Origin of the sequence: Aureimonas fodinaquatilis, assembly GCF_008369445.1 — a bacterium.
In the GTDB taxonomy this organism is placed as follows: Bacteria; Pseudomonadota; Alphaproteobacteria; order Rhizobiales; family Rhizobiaceae; genus Aureimonas; species Aureimonas fodinaquatilis.
The window spans coordinates 143,434-161,368 of record NZ_VTWH01000002.1; the positions used below are offsets into that span (position 1 = coordinate 143,434).

12 protein-coding genes are annotated in these 17,935 nt (G+C 56.5%); 6 read left to right on the forward strand and 6 right to left on the reverse strand.

Going from position 1 to position 17,935, the window contains the following annotated elements; genetic code table 11:
* Positions 1–84 precede the first annotated feature (84 nt).
* Positions 85–2,103, reverse strand: a complete 2,019-nt coding sequence (uvrC, locus tag FPY71_RS06750) for an excinuclease ABC subunit UvrC (RefSeq protein WP_149299000.1) — start codon at positions 2,101–2,103, stop codon at positions 85–87.
* A 201-nt stretch (positions 2,104–2,304) separates the two neighbouring features.
* Here uvrC and FPY71_RS06755 point away from each other — a divergent pair, with 201 nt between their 5' ends.
* Positions 2,305–2,955: an outer membrane protein gene (locus FPY71_RS06755; RefSeq protein WP_149299002.1), complete on the forward strand. Its 651-nt coding sequence runs from the start codon at positions 2,305–2,307 to the stop codon at positions 2,953–2,955.
* 183 nt (positions 2,956–3,138) lie between these two features.
* Here the strand turns inward: FPY71_RS06755 and FPY71_RS06760 are convergent, their stop codons facing one another.
* Entirely contained in the window at positions 3,139–3,618 is a 480-nt protein-coding gene (locus FPY71_RS06760) for a hypothetical protein (RefSeq protein WP_149299004.1), read from the reverse strand.
* A gap of 148 nt (positions 3,619–3,766) precedes the next feature.
* Positions 3,767–4,615, reverse strand: coding sequence for a 23S rRNA (adenine(2030)-N(6))-methyltransferase RlmJ (locus tag FPY71_RS06765; protein ID WP_149299006.1), 849 nt, complete (start codon positions 4,613–4,615; stop codon positions 3,767–3,769).
* 142 nt (positions 4,616–4,757) lie between these two features.
* On the opposite strand from FPY71_RS06765, the gene FPY71_RS06770 reads away from it, so the two are divergent.
* Positions 4,758–6,887, forward strand: coding sequence for a molybdopterin oxidoreductase family protein (locus FPY71_RS06770; protein WP_149299008.1), 2,130 nt, complete (start codon positions 4,758–4,760; stop codon positions 6,885–6,887).
* Here the strand turns inward: FPY71_RS06770 and purN are convergent.
* Both purN and purM read right to left on the reverse strand, forming a co-directional pair.
* A complete protein-coding gene (gene purN / locus FPY71_RS06775) occupies positions 6,884–7,546 on the reverse strand; it encodes a phosphoribosylglycinamide formyltransferase (protein WP_149299010.1) in 663 nt (220 codons plus the stop codon). The two genes, FPY71_RS06770 and purN, sit on opposite strands and share 4 nt — an antisense overlap.
* A complete protein-coding gene (purM, locus tag FPY71_RS06780) occupies positions 7,543–8,616 on the reverse strand; it encodes a phosphoribosylformylglycinamidine cyclo-ligase (protein ID WP_149299012.1) in 1,074 nt (357 codons plus the stop codon). The genes purN and purM overlap by 4 nt, the downstream gene beginning before the upstream one ends.
* A gap of 167 nt (positions 8,617–8,783) precedes the next feature.
* Here purM and FPY71_RS06785 point away from each other — a divergent pair, with 167 nt between their 5' ends.
* The 4 genes from FPY71_RS06785 to FPY71_RS06800 all read left to right on the forward strand — a co-directional run bounded on the left by FPY71_RS06785 (position 8,784) and on the right by FPY71_RS06800 (position 14,840).
* On the forward strand, positions 8,784–9,953 hold the full coding sequence (locus tag FPY71_RS06785; protein WP_149299014.1) for an AI-2E family transporter: 1,170 nt from the start codon (positions 8,784–8,786) through the stop codon (positions 9,951–9,953).
* Positions 9,950–10,615: an HdaA/DnaA family protein gene (locus tag FPY71_RS06790; RefSeq protein WP_149299016.1), complete on the forward strand. Its 666-nt coding sequence runs from the start codon at positions 9,950–9,952 to the stop codon at positions 10,613–10,615. Before FPY71_RS06785 ends, FPY71_RS06790 begins: the two co-directional genes overlap by 4 nt.
* Before the next feature lie 519 nt (positions 10,616–11,134).
* Positions 11,135–13,333, forward strand: a complete 2,199-nt coding sequence (locus FPY71_RS06795; RefSeq protein ID WP_149300516.1) for an RNA degradosome polyphosphate kinase — start codon at positions 11,135–11,137, stop codon at positions 13,331–13,333.
* Positions 13,334–13,370: 37 nt separating this feature from the next.
* Positions 13,371–14,840 (forward strand): Ppx/GppA phosphatase family protein, encoded by a 1,470-nt coding sequence (locus FPY71_RS06800; protein WP_246160183.1) that lies wholly within the window; start codon positions 13,371–13,373, stop codon positions 14,838–14,840.
* 41 nt (positions 14,841–14,881) lie between these two features.
* Here the strand turns inward: FPY71_RS06800 and FPY71_RS06805 are convergent, their stop codons facing one another.
* Complete coding sequence (locus FPY71_RS06805; protein ID WP_188052246.1) at positions 14,882–17,875, reverse strand: hypothetical protein; 2,994 nt, start codon at positions 17,873–17,875, stop codon at positions 14,882–14,884.
* Positions 17,876–17,935 lie beyond the last annotated feature (60 nt).

The following is a 17,935-nucleotide window of genomic DNA, read 5'->3' on the forward strand; positions in this document are numbered from 1 at the left end:
AAATTACCCCCCTTTGAACCCGTCAGGGGGCGCTGCGTCAACATGCAACACGCAAGTTGACAGGTCTATTCTACGACAGCGCCGTTATGCGCCGTTGAAGTGATCGTAAATAAGGCGCGCTGTCGCCTCTGAAATTCCCTCCACTTTCCGCAGGTCACTCAACCCGGCACCGGCAACTGCTTTCGCCGTGCCAAAATGGTGCAGCAGCGCCCGTTTTCGCGAGGGGCCGATTCCGGAAATTTCATCCAGCGGATTGCTGGTAAATTCCTTCGCGCGGCGGGCGCGATGCGTGCCAATGGCAAATCGATGGGCTTCATCGCGCAGGCGTTGAACAAAATAAAGCACCGGATCGCGCGGTGGCAGCGAAAATTCTTCGCGCCCCTGCACAATAAACCGCTCACGCCCCGCATCTCTGTCCACTCCCTTGGCAATGCCAATGGTGGTCACCTTATCTTCAATGCCCAGTTCAGCCAGAATCTGACGAACGGCGGAAACCTGCCCCTTGCCGCCGTCAATCAGCACAAGGTCTGGCCATGCCGGCATGTCCGGCTCTGCGGCTTCATCATCCACCACCGGCGGCACAGGCCCGGCTGACCCGTGCTCTTTCAGCATTCGGGTGAAGCGGCGGGTCATGACCTCGCGCATCATGCCAAAATCATCGCCGGGGGTAATGTCGGTGCTGCGAATGTTGAATTTGCGATATTGCGATTTGGCAAAACCTTGCGCCCCGGCCACAATCATGGCGCCCACCGCATTGGTGCCCATGGTGTGAGAATTATCGTAAACCTCGATGCGCCGGGGAACATAGGCCAAGCCAAAGGTTTCCCGCGTTCCGGCAAGCAACCGCGCCTGAGAAGATGTTTCCGCCAGCCGGCGGCCCAGAGCCTCGCGGGCATTGCTGGCCGCGTGTTCCACAAGATCCCGCTTGGCACCGCGAGCCGGAACCGCCAGTTGCACACGGCGGTTGGCGCGGGCTGACAGTGCCTCGGCAAGTAGCGCCTGATCCTCAACTTCTATTGGTAGCAGGATCAACGGTGCAGGCGGCTTGTCATCATAAAACTGCGCCAGAAAGGCGCTTAAAACCTCGCCGGGTTCCAGCGAGGAATCCGCCCGCGGAAAATAGGCCCGGTTGCCCCAGTTCTGGCCGGTGCGGAAAAAGAAAACCTGAATACAGGTGAGGCCGCCTTCCTGATGAATGGCAAAGACATCTGCTTCTTCCACGCCCTGCGGATTGATGCCCTGATGGCTCTGAATGTGCGACAGCGATGCCAGCCTGTCGCGGTAGATCGCGGCGCGTTCAAAATCCAGTTCGTGCGAGGCTTCCTGCATGGCTGCGGCCATGGACTGCTTCACCTGCATGGATCGACCTGACAGAAAATCCTTTGCCTCGCCGACCAGCCCGGCATAGTCGCTGATGGAAATTTCGCCCGTGCATGGCCCGGAGCAGCGCTTGATCTGATACAAAAGGCAGGGCCGCGTGCGGGTTTGATAGACATTGTCCGTGCAGGTGCGCAGCAGAAACGCCCTTTGCAGCGCATTCACCGTGCGCCCCACAGCACCTGCAGAAGCGAACGGGCCGAAATAATTGCCTTTGCGCGCGCGCCCTCCGCGATGCTTCAGAATTGCTGGCGCTTCGTGATCCGCCGGTATCAGGATATAGGGAAATGACTTGTCATCCCGAAGCAAAACATTAAAACGAGGGCGCAAGTGCTTGATCAAATTGGCTTCGAGCAGCAGCGCTTCGGTTTCAGTTCGTGTGGTGACAAATTCCATATGTGCAGTTGCGCGGATCATCCGTGCTATGCGATTTGTGTGGCCGCCGAGCCTGGTATAGTTGCCGACCCGCTTTTTTAGCGATCTGGCCTTGCCGACATAAAGCACCTCATTGGCCGTATCGAACATCCGGTAAACGCCGGGGGAATTGGGCAACCGCCGCACAAAAGCGGCAATCAGTTCCGCTCCGCTCAAGTCCTGGCCGATAGCAGGGCCGCCATTGTCCCACTCAATTGCCGCCCGCGCAGCCACAGTCACCGGCTCGGCGCTATCCTCGATATCGTCATCCAGTTCCAGATCATCGTTCGCAGGGTCGAACTCGTCTGCCATTCACATTACATCCAGTTTGCCAATTGTTGCGGCTGTAGCGCGCCCACACCATATAAGATGCTGCATGCGAGATTGCAGCCAAATGATGAAGTCTTACCGGCATTTTGCCGGTTCGCTTTTAAAGTCACTGTTACCGGCTTGCCATTTTCGCGACGTGGAATGTTGTTTATGATGAAAGCGTTGGTTTGAAAGGCACATGAAATGTCTCGGCTCGGCGTCATATCGCTGGTAATTGCAGGTTTGGCGGTGGGTGCAGGCCCGGCGCTGGCCGCCGATGCTGCGCCTTTGACAGACCTGGATATTCCTGTCGTTTCATACCCGACGCACACATGGAGTGGCCCATATGCTGGCGGCTTCGTTGGGTACAATTTCGCCAAGGTTGATGCACCGGGCGCGCGCATAAGCTCTGAAGGTTTTATCGGCGGCGTCTATGCAGGCTACAATCTTCAGTCTGATCGGTTGGTCTATGGCATCGAGGCAGATGCCGGTGCAAGCAATGTCGATGGCAGCGCCAGCTTTGTTTCCGGCACGCCCATTACGTCCAGTTCCAACGCATTCGGTTCACTGCGCGCTCGTGTCGGTGTAACTTACGACCCTATTCTTCTGTTCGCCACGGGCGGCGTTGCAGTGGCTGAAAATGAACTTTCAGTGCCCGGTGCGCAGGACAGCGCAACACATTTCGGCTGGACGCTTGGCGGCGGTATTGAAGCTGCCCTGGGCGAGAATGTGACCTCGCGCGTCGAGTATCGCTATTCAGATTTCAACAGCCGCAGCTATGATCTCGGGAATGTCACCATATCTTCAGGATATGATGAACACTCCATACGGGCGGGCGTTGCGCTGAAATTCTGATCAAAGCATTTTGCTTTTTGCCTTGTCTCGCTGTTGAAACGACGACGTCTCAACGGAAATGCGTGGTTTTTCCTGGTCGCATTGTCCTGACGTTGAAACGAAGACGTTTCAACGGAAATGCTCGGGCTTTTTCCTGGTCGCATTGTCCTGATGTTGAAACGAAGACGTTTCAACGGAAATGCTTCAGAACCGTCGCAGTGACTGGCAGTTGGCACCGTAGACCAGCCACGCATCATAACCCAGGAAACAACCTTCCGCGCGCCAGCCGATTGAGGCAAACCCCATAGGATACTCAATCACATAGTAGAAATAGTTCTGCGTGGTTACGCCTTTGTAGTCGCCACCGGTCACCAGAGCCTGCCCCTGACAATAACGCCGCTCTACCGTGCGAATATCATTCGAAGGGAAATAGGCCTTTTCCTGCAAAGCCGAAAATTCAACAATGCTCAGCGGTGCATGCAGAACGCGCGGCGCGCCATATTCAAACTGGTCTTCCACCTTGGCCAGAACACGCGGGTCATTACATTCAGGCACCTTGGGCCGGACATTGTCATAAACCTGCCCCTGCGGCACCGTGCGATAATAATCTGCCGCAGCTGCAGGCCAGGTCGCCACCGCTGCCAGAATCAAGGCGAAAGCGCCTGCAAATTTGCCCGAACTCATGTCTGCCAGTTCCCCTCAGTATCAGCCCGTTTCGGCCGATCTCAGATCGTCGGAAACAGTCCAACTCTTTGTTTGACGCAGTGTGCTGCCGCCAAAGCGATTCCGCTTCAACGACAAATGCTTTAGCTGCAACCAAGAGTATAATATTTCATTGGCGTTCGCCAGCCAGCGTTTTGATGGTACCGCGGGCATTTGGGCTTATTGCCAGCAATGGTTGCAAAATATCCATAATCGTCTGCGCTTCCTGCGCAAAGACATAGGGCGGGTTGATGACAATCAGGCCAGATCCGACAAGCCGATGCTCATCAGCATCACTTTCCCGGCAAAACTCTGCCGCAACAATATTGGCAATGCCGCTTTGCGCAAGCTGCCGGTGAAACTCTTCCACCACCGACCGGCGTTTGATTGGATACCAGATGGCATAGATGCCGCTGGACCAGCGCTGCCATGCGCGTGAAAGCTGCTCAACAATGCGGGAAAACTCGTCCACCGCCTCGAATGGGGGGTCGATCAACACCAGACCGCGTTTTTCCTTGGGAGGTACATGTCCGCCCAAGGCCAGCCAGCCATCGAGCTCTATGGTTTTCACCTGCACGTCACCAGCAAAATGCGATGCCAGCGTTTTGAAGTCCGCAGGGTGCAGTTCATAGGCCGAGAGCCGGTCCTGCCGCCGCAACATCTGGCGCACAATATAGGGCGAACCGGGATAGGATGGGAGCTCAAGCTGCTTGTTCAACTCTCGCACAATAGCCAGATAATCGCTCAGCAGTGGATGTTGATCGGCATCACTGGCCAGCACGCGCTGAATTCCCTGATGAAACTCGCCAGTGCGCACAGCTTCATCAGCGGTCAGGTCGTAAACGCCAATTCCGGCATGGGTGTCATAAACCCGAAATGGCTTGTCCTTGCGTTTCAGGTAATCGACCAGCCGTGCCAGCAGAGCGTGTTTGTGCACATCTGCGAAATTTCCGGCGTGAAATGCGTGACGATAGTTCAAATTTCAGGTCCAGTGCTTCAGAATTGCGGGCAGGCCGGTTCGGTGAGTAGCCGCCCCCGGCCAGATTTGCCATAAGCTGCATAAATGCATCCATGGCGCAATTGAATAAGATTGCCGCCTTTTTCTGGTTTATAATCGCTCCATGAACAAGCCACTGCCAAATTCACGGGCGTTCACCGCCTGTCCACATGACTGCCCTTCCACCTGTGCGCTGGAAGTGGATGTGCTTGATGCAAGGACCATTGGCCGGGTGCGCGGCGCGATGGAAAACAGTTACACCGCCGGGGTGATCTGCGCCAAGGTGGCCCGCTATGCCGAGCGTGTGCACAATCCTGACCGGCTGTTGCATCCTATGCAAAGGGTTGGCCGCAAGGGTGATGGCCAGTGGCGTAATATTGAATGGTCCGATGCGCTGGATATGATTGCCGATGCCTTTGTAAAGGCAGAGGCAAAATATGGCTCCGAGGCGGTCTGGCCTTTCTTTTATGCGGGCACAATGGGGTTGGTGCAGCGCGATGGCATTGAACGCCTGCGCCATGCCAAGCGCTATTCCGGTGAGTTCGGCTCTATCTGCGTCAACACGGCGTGGACAGGCTGGTATGCCGGGGCAGGTGCCATGCGGGGGGTAAGCCCGGAAGAAATGGCAAAATCTGATTGCGTGGTGATCTGGGGCACCAATGCGGTGGCCACGCAGGTTAATGTCATGACCCACGCCATACGCGCCCGCAAAGAGCGCGGGGCAAAAATCGTGGTGGTCGATATTTACGACAATGCCACGATGAAACAGGCTGACATGGCCTTGAAACTGCGGCCCGGTACAGACGGCGCCCTTGCCTGCGCTTTGATGCACATTGCTTTTCGCGATGGTGCTGCGGACCGGCATTATATGGCAGAATATACCGATGACCCCGCGGGGTTGGAGGCGCATTTGCGCAGCCGCACTCCGCAATGGGCTTCAGAAATCACCGGTCTGACGGTCGAGGAGATCGAAGCCTTTGCCGCTATGCTGGCCGCAACGCCGCGCAGCTTTTTCCGTATTGGATATGGCTTCACCCGCCAGCGCAACGGCTCTGTTGCCATGCATGCTGTTTCCAGTATCGCCGCTGTTTATGGCCACTGGCGGCATGAAGGCGGCGGGGCTTTTCACAGCAATAGCGGCATATTCCGCATGGACAAGTCGCTGATTGAAGGCACCGCGTTTGCCGATCCATCAATCCGGCATCTGGACCAGTCAAAATTTGGCCGGGTGATGACGGGTGATCGTGAAGCCTTGCAGGGTGGCCCGCCTGTAACCGCAATGCTTGTGCAGAACACCAACCCCGCCAATGTCTGCCCGGAGCAGAGGCTGGTGCGGGAAGGTCTGCTGCGCGATGATTTGTTCACCGCTGTGCATGAGCAGGTGATGACCGACACGGCGCGGCTGGCCGACCTTGTGCTGCCCGCAACCATGTTTCTGGAACATGATGATATTTACCGTGGTGGCGGGCAGAGCCACATTCTGCTTGGACCCAAGGTTATTGACGCGCCTGAGACGGTTCGTTCAAACCATTTCGTGGTCGAGGAACTGGCGAAGCGGCTGGGCGTCAGCCATATGCCCGGCTTTGGCATGACCGAGCGCGAACTGATCGACCAGCTTTTGCAGGTCAGTGATCGCGGCACCATTTCCGAGCTGGAACAGAAAAAATGGCTGGATGTACAGCCCGAATTTGACGATGCGCATTTTCTGAACGGATTTGGCTGGCCGGACGGCAAATTCCGCTTCCGTCCCGACTGGCTGGGCATGCGGCCGGGCATTCGCCCGCCAGACAGCATGGGCCTTCTTGGCCCCTATGCCAGCCTGCCGGAGTTTCCTGATCATATGGATGTGCTGGAAGCGGCGGACGCGGAACATCCGTTCAAACTGGCCACATCCCCGGCGCGCCAATTCCTGAATTCCAGTTTTGCGGAAACAAAGGGCTCGCTGGAGCGGGAAGGCAGGCCGGAACTGCTGGTCCACCCGCAGGATATGGAAGCGCTGCAACTGGCAACCGGGCAGCGGGTGAGAATTGGCAATGAAAGGGGCGAACTGGTTCTGACCGCAAAAGCCAGCGATACGGTGCGCCCCGGTGTGGTTGTCCATGAGGGATTATGGCCCAATCACGCCTTTGAACTGGGTGAGGGGATTAATATTCTGGTTGGGGCGGAATCGCCTGCGCCGTTTGGCGGAGCAGCGTTTCACGACACAAAAATCTGGATCCGGCCTGCTGACAATATTCCCGTTGAAACGGTCTAGACTGCTGGCGATATCAAAATGGTCTCGCACCGGCTTGTTCCGTGCAGAACCACTTTATCGTCTGCCATGGAAACCTGACCGTTGAGCGCCAGCGCCAGAGCATGTGGATAGAGCTGATGCTCAGCGTGCAGAAGGCGCTGTGCAAGACTGTCAGGCGTATCATCGGCCAGCACTGAAATAGCTGCCTGCGCAATGATTGGCCCGCCATCCATAACTTCGGTGACATAGTGCACCGTGCAGCCATGCACCCGCATGCCCGCCTGCAAGGCGCGCTCATGGGTGTGCAGGCCGGGGAACAAAGGCAGCAGAGACGGGTGAATATTGATCATCCGCCCTTTATAGCGCGCCACAAATCCGGCCCCGAGAATGCGCATATAGCCAGCCAGGCAGATAATGTCCGGCCGGGCAGCATCCAGAGCTTCTGCAATCGCCGCCTCGTGGTCGCCACGGTTTGCATACAGCTTATGATCGACCGCAAGGGTTGCAATACCGGCGGCTGCCGCTGTTTCCAAACCCTTGGCATCTGGCCGGTTGGAAAGAACCAGACAAATCTCTCCCGGAAAATCATCGGCGCGTGCCGCCTCCAGCAATGCACTCATGTTTGAGCCACGCCCGGAGATCAGAATGGCGACCCGCTTTTTAGGTGCTGGACTGCTCATGCCAGTTGCAACGCGCCGTTAAATGTCACCGCTGCTTCCTCGCCCCTCGGCAAAATGCGGCCCAGGGTCACAACCGTTTCACCCTCTGCCTGCAGGATGCCAGTGACAGCTTCGGCATCAGCCGCACTGACCACCAGAATCATGCCGATCCCACAGTTGAATGTGCGAAGCATCTCGCTTTGCGCAACATTGCCCGTCTGTGCCAGCCAGCGGAAAACCTTTGGCGTGTCCACTGCATCAAGATCAATGTCGGCACGAAGCGTATCGGGCAAAACCCGGGGAATGTTTTCCGGGAAGCCACCGCCAGTGATATGTGCCAGAGCCTTGACGCCACCATTCTGCCGTATGGCGGCCAGAATGGAGCGCACATAAATCCGCGTCGGTTCAATCAAGGCCGCAGCCAGTGTGCGGCTGGTGTCAAAAGGTGCAGGCGCGTCGTAATCTGCACCGCTGGTTTCAACAATGCGGCGAACCAGCGAATAGCCGTTGGAGTGAACGCCTGATGAGGCCAGACCCAGAATAATGTCACCTTCAGCAAGGCTGGCGCTGGGCAGCAACTGCCCACGCTCTGCCGCGCCAACGGCAAAACCGGCAAGATCATAGTCTTTCTCGGCATAGAGGCCCGGCATTTCGGCCGTTTCGCCGCCGATCAACGCGCAGCCTGCCTGTCTGCACCCATTCGCAATGCCTGCCACTATGGCTTCCCCCTGCACGGGGTCCAGCCGGCCGGTGGCAAAATAGTCCAGAAAAAACAGGGGTTCGGCACCTTGCACGACAAGGTCGTTAACGCACATGGCCACAAGGTCTATGCCAATTGTATCATGCAGGCCGGTGTCGATTGCGATTTTCAGCTTGGTGCCAACGCCATCATTGGCCGCCACCAGCACCGGATCTTTGAAGCCCGCGGCCTTCAGGTCAAAAAGCCCACCAAAGCCGCCAATTTCGCCGTCTGCGCCGGGGCGGCGGGTAGAGCGCACCAAAGGCTTTATCCGCTGAACAAGTTCATTGCCCGCATCAATATCCACACCCGCATCGCGGTAGGTCAGACCCGTTTTTTCGTTATCCGTCATCGTCCAGCCTCTTCTTTGCAATTCGGTTGACAGATGCAGCGCCCGGAAACAAGTGGCTTATGCAGAGTTTTCGTTGAATGCGGCTGTACAACATCACTTGACCGCCTGCCATGGCGCTGCCATCTCATAACAGTGGTGAAATGCCCGTTGGAGAGTATGATAGCTAAATGGTAGAGGATCGGACCCGCCTTATCCGGCGTCAGGCAATGTTCTGGGCAGGCGCTCTGGCGGGCGTTCTGGCATTTTTCTGGCTGTTCAGCTCCATTCTGCTGCCATTTGTTCTGGGCATGGTGCTGGCATATTTTCTCGACCCTATTGCCGACTGGTTCACCAGCAAAGGCCTGTCGCGTTTGACCGCCTCTCTGGTTATTCTCGTGCTGTTTCTGGTGCTCATCATCGCCATCATGCTGGTGGTGGTTCCGGTCATCGGCAGCCAGATCGGGTCTTTCGCGGCCAATCTGCCGCAATATCTGCAAGGCCTGCAAAAGCTGGCTATTGATGCCCGAACCGGTCCGCTTTCCTGGCTGTTTCAGGATCAGGAACAAAGCCTCAGCCAGGATTTTTCTGAAATCGTGCGGCAAAGTTCCAGCTTTTTCACTTCGTTTGCCGGGCAGCTGTGGACATCCAGCCTGGCCGTGGTCAACTTCCTGTCATTGTTTGTCGTAACGCCGGTGGTTGCATTCTACCTGCTGCTCGATTGGGACAACATGATCGCAAAAATTGATTCATGGGTACCACGCCAGCATGTTGTAACGGTGCGCCGCCTTGCCCGGGAAATTGACCGATCTGTGGCCGGTTTCGTGCGCGGACAGGGCAGCCTTTGTCTGATTCTGGGCACTTATTACGCGGTGGGTCTGACGCTGGTTGGTCTCAACTTCGGCTTGCTCATCGGCTTTTTTGCCGGGGTCATCTCATTCATACCCTATGTGGGTTCGGCCCTCGGGTTGATCATCGCAGTGGGTGTGGCGCTGGTGCAGTTCTCACCGGAATGGTTCTGGGTGGCAGCCACAGCGGGAGTGTTTTTCTCCGGCCAGTTTATTGAGGGCAATATTCTTCAGCCCAAACTGGTGGGTGCATCCGTCGGGCTGCATCCGGTATGGTTGATGTTTGCGCTGTTTGCCTTTGGTGCCATGTTTGGCTTTGTTGGTCTGTTGATAGCGGTACCGGCGGCTGCGGCGGTGGGAGTGATTGTGCGCTTCATGCTGGGCAAATATCTGGAAAGCGAGGTCTACGAAGGCCGCACTCTGGAAGCTCAACCCGCCACTATGGTGGAAAATTTTGACCTGTCGGCGGATGTGAACGGTGGTTACACGTTGAACAAAGGGGATGACAGGTGACAGAGCTGCGGCAATTGCCGTTAGAACTGCCGCACCGACCATCCTTTGATCGGGCGGATCTGATTGAAACGGATGCAAACCGCCTGGCCATTCATGCAGTGGACAGCTGGCCTCAGTGGCCGCATCCGGTACTGGCAATTGTGGGCCCGCCGGGCAGCGGCAAAACCCATCTGGCAGAGGCGTGGGCCGCGTCTTCCGGCGCGCAGCGGCCACAGCGTGGCAAGTCTTTTGATCTGACACCGGGTTTTGCCTGTGTGATTGATGATCTGGACCGGAAAAAGCCGCAAGAGGAAACATTGTTCGGCATTGTGAATGCGGCGCGCATGGGGTTGGGCACGGTGCTGGTGACCTCACGCAAACCGCTTTCCAGTTTGCGCTTTCGCCTGCCGGATCTTCGCTCCCGCCTTCGGGCGGCAACCATTGTTTCTCTTCAGGCGCCGGATGATGCGCTTCTGGAAGGGGTCTTCGTCAAGCTGTTCTCGGACCGGCAGATAGAGGTTGACCCGCGCATGTTCGCGTTCATTCTTTCACGCATGGAACGGTCGGTGGTGGCGGCAGAGCAATTGGTGGATGCTCTGGACCGGGAAAGCCTGGCAACCGGGCGCAAGGTTACACGTGCTATGGTTTCGCGACAGCTTTCTGTCCCAAGCATTTCCCGTTGAAGCGATGAGCTTCAACGATAGAACAATGCGACCAAGAAAAGACCAGCATTTCCCGTTGAAGCGATAAGCTTCAACGACAGGACGATGCGATAGAGAAGACCAGCATTTCCCGTTGAAGCGATGAGCGCCTACTACAGGCCGTACAACGAAATTGAAGTTTATGCGGTTCAGGTGATCGTCATAACGCTTGAAAGCCTGTAGAATTTATATTCGCAAAGCGTCACGAAACCGTCGTGGCTTTTGTCTATGCGCCCGGTACACTCTGCCATAAAATTGCGGGAGAAGATTCGCGTGGACGATATGCCGAAAAAAGTCACCCGTGCTGCAAAGCCCACCCAGTCACGTCAACCGCGCCAACCGCGCAGGAAGCTGCAACCCCCGGTTGAGCTGAAGAAAGTGGAAGAGGCTGCTGCAGCCATTGTGGACGGTCTTGTTGGAAACAGCGCGGCAACCGCTGCGATGATTGCTGCCCGCGGTGACACTGATGGCGTTGCTTCCCGAATTCCCGATTTGCCACTTATGGAGGCAATCGGTGTGGTTCAGGCTACTGCCCGTCCGGTTGAGCCGGAAATTGTGCTGGAAGAGCTTCCAGCCGACCGCTTTATCAACCGCGAAATTTCCTGGCTTCAGTTCAATCGGCGGGTGCTTGAGGAAGCACGCAACATCAATCATCCGCTGCTGGAGCGTCTGCGCTTTTTGTCCATCTCGGCCGGCAATCTGGACGAATTTTTCATGGTGCGCGTGGCCGGGCTGGCAGGGCAGGTTCGTGAAAAAATTCCGGTGCGCAGTGCTGACGGGCTTTTGCCGCAGGAACAACTGGACCGTGTGCTGGACGAAGTGGAATTGCTGCAGGCCGACCAGCAGACAACTCTGGCCGAACTGACAAAAGAGCTGCGTAAGGAAAAGATCAACATCATCGGCGCAGATCAGTTGAAAAAGGCTGATCGTGACTGGTTGGAAGATCATTTTGATCAAACGATTTTTCCGGTGCTGACACCGCTTTCGATTGACCCGGCGCATCCATTCCCATTCATTCCCAATCTCGGCTTCTCCATGGCGCTTTCGCTGGTGCGCGAACGCGACTCCCACCGTATGAACGCTTTGTTGCGCCTGCCGGTGGCTCTGCAGCGCTTTGTCGAAATGCCGCCCTCGGAAAGCGGCGAGTTTCGCTTTGTGCCGCTGGAAACTGTTGTTGCCGCCTTTATCGGACGTCTGTTTCCCGGCTATCGCGTGCGCGGGCAGGGCACATTCCGCATCATTCGCGATTCCGATATCGAGGTGGAAGAAGAGGCGGAAGATCTGGTTCGCCTGTTCGAGACGGCGCTGAAACGGCGGCGGCGCGGCTCTGTTATCCGCATTGAATTCGACCCGATCATGCCGGAAAGCCTGCGCAATTTCGTGGCCACCGAACTGGGCGTTGCGGAAAACCGGGTGTCGATCATGGAAGGCATTCTGGCGCTGGATTCCGTGTCGCAGATTGTCAGAACCCCGCGCGAGGATTTGAAATTCGAACCCTATATACCGCGTTTTCCGGAGCGGATCCGCGAGCATAATGGCGATTGCTTTGCCGCTATCCGGGAAAAGGATATCGTGGTTCACCACCCGTATGAATCCTTTGACGTGGTGGTGCAGTTTCTGCGGCAGGCCGCCTCTGATCCCAATGTTGTTGCCATCAAGCAGACGCTTTACCGCACCTCCAATGACTCGCCCATTGTGCGCGCGCTGATAGACGCGGCGGAAGCCGGAAAATCAGTCACCGCATTGGTTGAACTCAAGGCTCGTTTTGACGAGGAGGCCAACATCAAGTGGGCTCGTGATCTTGAGCGCGCCGGCGTGCAGGTGGTTTTCGGTTTTATCGAAAAGAAAACCCATTCCAAGCTTTCGCTGGTGGTGCGGCGCGAAGAAGGCCGGATCACATCCTTTGTTCATATGGGCACAGGCAATTATCACCCGATAACGGCCAGAATTTACACCGATCTTTCCTATTTCACGGCAGATCCGGACATTGCGCATGATGTGTCGATGATCTTCAACTACATCACCGGCTATGCCGAGCCAAATGAGCTGCGCAAGCTGGCGGTTTCACCGCTGACATTGCGCAAACGCATTTTGCAGCACATTGAGGAAGAGGTGGAGCATCAGCGGACTGGTCGTGGCGGCCAGATCTGGATGAAGATGAATTCCCTCGTCGATCCACAGATTATTGATGCCCTGTATCGCGCCAGTCAGGCCGGTGTGGAAATCGATCTTGTCGTCCGCGGAATCTGCTGCTTGCGCCCGCGCGTGCCGGGGCTTTCAGACAATATCCGTGTGAAATCCATTGTCGGCCGTTTTCTGGAACACAGCCGGATTTTCTGTTTTGGCAACGGTCAAGGGTTGCCATCGGAAAAGGCTCTCGTCTACATGAGTTCGGCAGACCTGATGCCACGCAATCTGGACCGGCGAGTGGAAACCATGATCCCGATCACGACGCCGACCGTGCACAGTCAGGTTCTTTCGCAAATCATGCTGGGCAATATTCTGGACAATCAGCAGAGCTGGTCGGTGCTGTCGGATGGCACATCCCGGCGGATTGAACCATCAGGCAGTGAGCCACCGTTCAACGCCCAGCGATATTTCATGACCAATCCGAGTCTGTCGGGCCGCGGCAAGGCATTGAAGTCAAATGCGCCCAGACTCATAGCAAGGCAACGCGCGGAGCACTCCCGTTTCGATTGATCTAACAGGACAAGGTCGCATTCCCGGGCGTTCGCCCGTGGCTGTGGTCGACATTGGTTCAAACTCCATTCGCCTTGTCATGTACGAGGGGAACAGCCGCGCACCCACGCAGCTTTTCAACGAAAAAGTATTGAGCGGTTTGGGCAAGGGGTTGGCCCGAACCGGCAAGCTTGAAGACAAGGCAGTGGAAAGCGCATTGGCGGCGTTGACGCGGTTTGCCGCGTTGACCAGGCAGGCCGGGTGCGAAACCGTTTATCCCATTGCCACCGCGGCTGCGCGGGAGGCCTCGAACGGGCCGGAGTTCATTCAGGCAGCAGAAAAGGCCATTGGCCGGCCCATCATCATACTGTCTGGTGCGGATGAAGCGCGCTTTGCGGCAGAAGGCGTTCTGGCGGGCTTTTATGCGCCGGACGGAATAGTGGGCGACCTTGGCGGCGGCAGCCTTGAGCTGGTGGAAGTGGCCAATGGCAGCATTGGCACCGGTGTGACATTGCCGCTGGGCGGTCTGCGCCTGCGGGATATGGCTTCTGAAGACCTTGGCAAGGCGCGTGAGATTGCGGATGAGCATATAGCGTCGAGCAAGTTCGCCGAAATATCGCCCGGACGCACATTTTACGCCGTTGGCGGAACCTGGCGCAATTTAGCCCGCCTGCACATGGAACAGGTGGGCTACCCCCTGCATATCATGCATGGTTACCGCATAACGCCGGAAGAAATTGCCGATTTCCTGGCGCTAGTGGTGCGAACGGATCCGGAAAAGCTGACTGGCATCAATGTGGTTTCCCGCAGCCGCCGCCCTCTGCTGGCATATGGTGCGGTGACAATGCAGACGATTATTGATCTTTTGCAGCCAGCCGACATCATCATATCCGCCTATGGCGTGCGGGAAGGCTATCTGCACTCGTTGCTGCCGGAAGAGGAAGTGGCAAAGGATGCGTTGATGGAGACAGCGCGGGAGCTGTCTTTTCTGCGGTCGCGCTCGCCTCTTCACAATGAAGAATTGCTCCGCTTTGCCGACGAGACCTTTAACATTCTTGGCATTGATGAAACGGCTGAGGAAGAGAGACTGCGCCACGCTGCCAGCCTGATGGCGGATGTGAGCTGGCGCGCCCATCCGGACTATCGTGGCAGCCAGGGTCTTTCATTCACCGTGCACACCGCCATTCCGGCGCTGGATCACGATGGACGAACATTTCTCGGCCTGTGCAATTACTTTCGATATGAAGGCTCTTTCGACCAGACATTTCTGCCCGATCCGGCGCGGATGATGTCGGCAAGGCTTCTGGAGCGCGCGCGCATTCTTGGCTCGCTGTTCCGCGTCGTGTTTCCTCTCACCGCCGCCATGCCGGGTGTACTGCCACGCCTGAAGTGGATTCAGGATCCACGCGGCGGCTTCACGTTGATGGTGCCGCAGGACCTGGGCGATCTGGCGGGAGATCGGCCAAGAGCCAGGTTTGCACAGTTTTCCAAGGTGGTGGAACGCACGTTGCGACTTGAGGTCAGTTGAAAAGCGTTCCGGCGATTATGCCGGAACGCTTCTGCACACTGTCAGGCTGCGGCAGGCATGGAAATCCAGGCCTGATCCCAGATCGGCTTCATATATTCGCTGTAGCCGTAAGGGTCCATGGATGCATCGACCGCCGACGCCATGGCCGTTGTCAGCAATTCAACGGAAGTTCCGACAAGGGCCTTACCGGCCTGATCGGCAAAAGCAACCTTGTCCGCATTGGTGCCAGCAAAATAATCGACAATCAAAACCCCGGACGTTCCCATATATTCGGATTTGTCCACGAGATGCATCGTCTGCTCACGCCGTATCAGCAGGTTGTTGTCCTGCCTGACAAAATAGAGATTTCGATAATCGATACCGGTGAAGATGAACAGACTGTCTGTCAGGTTGCCACCATCTTCCGCCTGCACGACATCGTGCCCGAATGCACCATCGAAGAACATGGTGTCACCCCCGCGCGCGAAAATGTAGTCGTCTCCTTCGCCGCCATCAATAATGTCGGAGCCAGCGCCGCCCAGCAAATCGTCGCGGCCTTGACCTCCAAACAGCATATCCTTGCCCGAACCGCCCGTCAGCGTGTCATTGCCACCTCGGCCAATCAGCCTGTTGTCGCCTGTGTTGCCGGTCAGAATGTCGTCTTGCTCCGAACCCTCCACCCATTCGATGCTGCGCACAGTGTCTTTGGAGGGTGTTTTCCCACCAAGCAAATCAGCAGTTCTGCGCTCTAGGTTGATGTCGACGCCTTTGGTTGAAAACCGCATGGACAGCGTGTCGCGACCGGCACCGCCATCAAACAGATCGTACAGAGTGGCATCCGTCGCAACAAGAATGTCGTCGCCATCCTCTCCATACAGTTCGTTGGGCGCGTTCTTGTCGCGGCCATCATCAAACAGAATGTCGTTGCCGCTACCGCCCAGCAAGGTATCGCTGCCTTCGCCGCCGCTCAACACATCATGCCCCAAGCCGCCGCGCAGTTTGTCCCGGCCTGCGCCGCCAATCAACACGCTGGCGCCAGACCCCGCCTGAATCGTGTCATCGCCGTCCATGCCATAGAGCGCATCCTCGCCGTCACCGCCGGAGATGGTATCGTGGCCATCGCCGCCCCAGATTGTGTCGTTGCCCAATCCGCCACGGAGCACGTCGCTGCCCGCGCCGCCAAATATCTGATCATTGCCGGCGCCTCCATCGATTGTGTCGCTGCCAAAGCCGCCATCAATCGTGTCATTGCCGTCTTCACCGCTCAGAACGTCGTTGTAAACCACGCCGGCTCCAGCCTGTAAGATACGACCGCTGGCATCTTTGCCTGACGCTTCATCGCCAAACACGACGTCGTCTCCAGCTCCGGCGCGTATTGTGTCATTGCCGTCGCCGCCTATCAGCGTGTCGCCAGTGTGCACAGGTGCATGAGGCTTTTTAGGATCAACGGGTGCGGGCCTGGAATCGTCTCCCGTGTCAACCAGCACGTCATTGCCAGCATCACCAAAGATCAGATCATAGCCTTGGCCACCGTCAATACGGTCATCTCCCGTGCCGCCGAGAAGTTGATCATTCCCGTTGTTCCCGGCCAGAATGTCATCACCGCCATCGCCAAACAGAGTTTCATCGAAATTCGAACCGGACATGCTGTCCCAGTGCGATGTGCCGTAAATCCATTCAACAAGATGAAGGAGGTCCTGTTGCGAGTTTGAATAAACATCACGGACAGTCTCAATCGTGCGGGTGATGACGACGCGTCTGGATTTACCTTCCTGAATTTCTGTTTCCATCAGTTTAACCTGATGGAAAGTGCCATAACCGCTCTTGTTGACCTGATATTCCTGCGCAAATCTGTTTGGGTCGAGAATGCCATTGACCCGCAGCCCGGGGGATTGTGCGGTGAATGAGCTCATAGCAAAGCGATAATCGACACCGTCAAAATTATCGCCACCGCTGGCAAACATTGCGCGTGCCCCGGCTATGACAATATCGTTGCCAGGGCCCATTTCCATTCGGAGGCCCCCGTCCACCCCGGACACCAGACCCTGGTCTTTCGAAACAGGTGCATAGGCGGCCGAAGATGCAAAGTTGCGAACATCAGCCGTTGTCGCACTTGCGCCATCGGTGATGACCATTCTGTGCGGAGTCTCCGGCAGTTTTGTGCCATAAATTGTTGTTTTACCTACGCTCGTCTCATACCGTTCCTTATCGGTGGTGACCATGACAGGTGTCAGGAACAGGAAATACTGTTCCGTGGCGCTGGACTCCAGATTGATGGCAATTCCGTCCAAGCCTCGACCGATCATACCATTTTCGTTGGGTGTGAGCTTCTGGCTGTCGTAAAAATAGTTGCGGTTGCTGTTCACGCCATTGGCAAAAGCGCCGCCCAGCAATGCCGAGACCATAGCCATATCGGTTCTCAGTTCTTGTCCGGTCACGGCAATGACCCGTTTGGATTCCACCTTGCTCGACATTTGACGCAGCAGCATCACATATTCATGCTGAACTTCTTTCTCGCGCGAGTCGAAGCCATCGCTCCAGAACAGGTTTATTGCCTTTTCTTTGGAGCTGCCGGTTTTGGGAAGGTATTCCTCAAGTATCAGGCGGCGCATACTGCTGCCGTTATCATCTCCCAGATGTGGAAATTCGCTGAACAGGGACGCGATCGGCATTGAACGCAGAATGAATTCGCGCTGCATGTTGCTGAAGTAGCTGGCCAGGGCCAGATCGCCCTGCCATTTCGTATCACGATACTTCCAGGTCTGGGCAGCGGCCATTTCTCCAAACTGGGCTGCATAGTACAGTGTTTTCGGGTTGATGCCCGACAACATCGTTGCTGTGATCAATCCACCCGATGCCGGTGCAAATGCAACGAGAAGGCCAGCCATGATCTGCATTGCCAGGCCGGAACTTGCTGCAACAACATAGTCCGCAGACGCACCGTCATTGACGCCAGCATCAATGATATCCAGGATTTCCGCGCTGATGTTTGCAAGTCCGGCCAGACCATTCAGCGCAGCCATCTGGCTGCCAGAGACGGTTCCGAGGACATCCATGCCTTTTTCAGAAAGATACACACCGCGTAAAATTTGCGTCGCGGTGCTGCTAATCCGAAG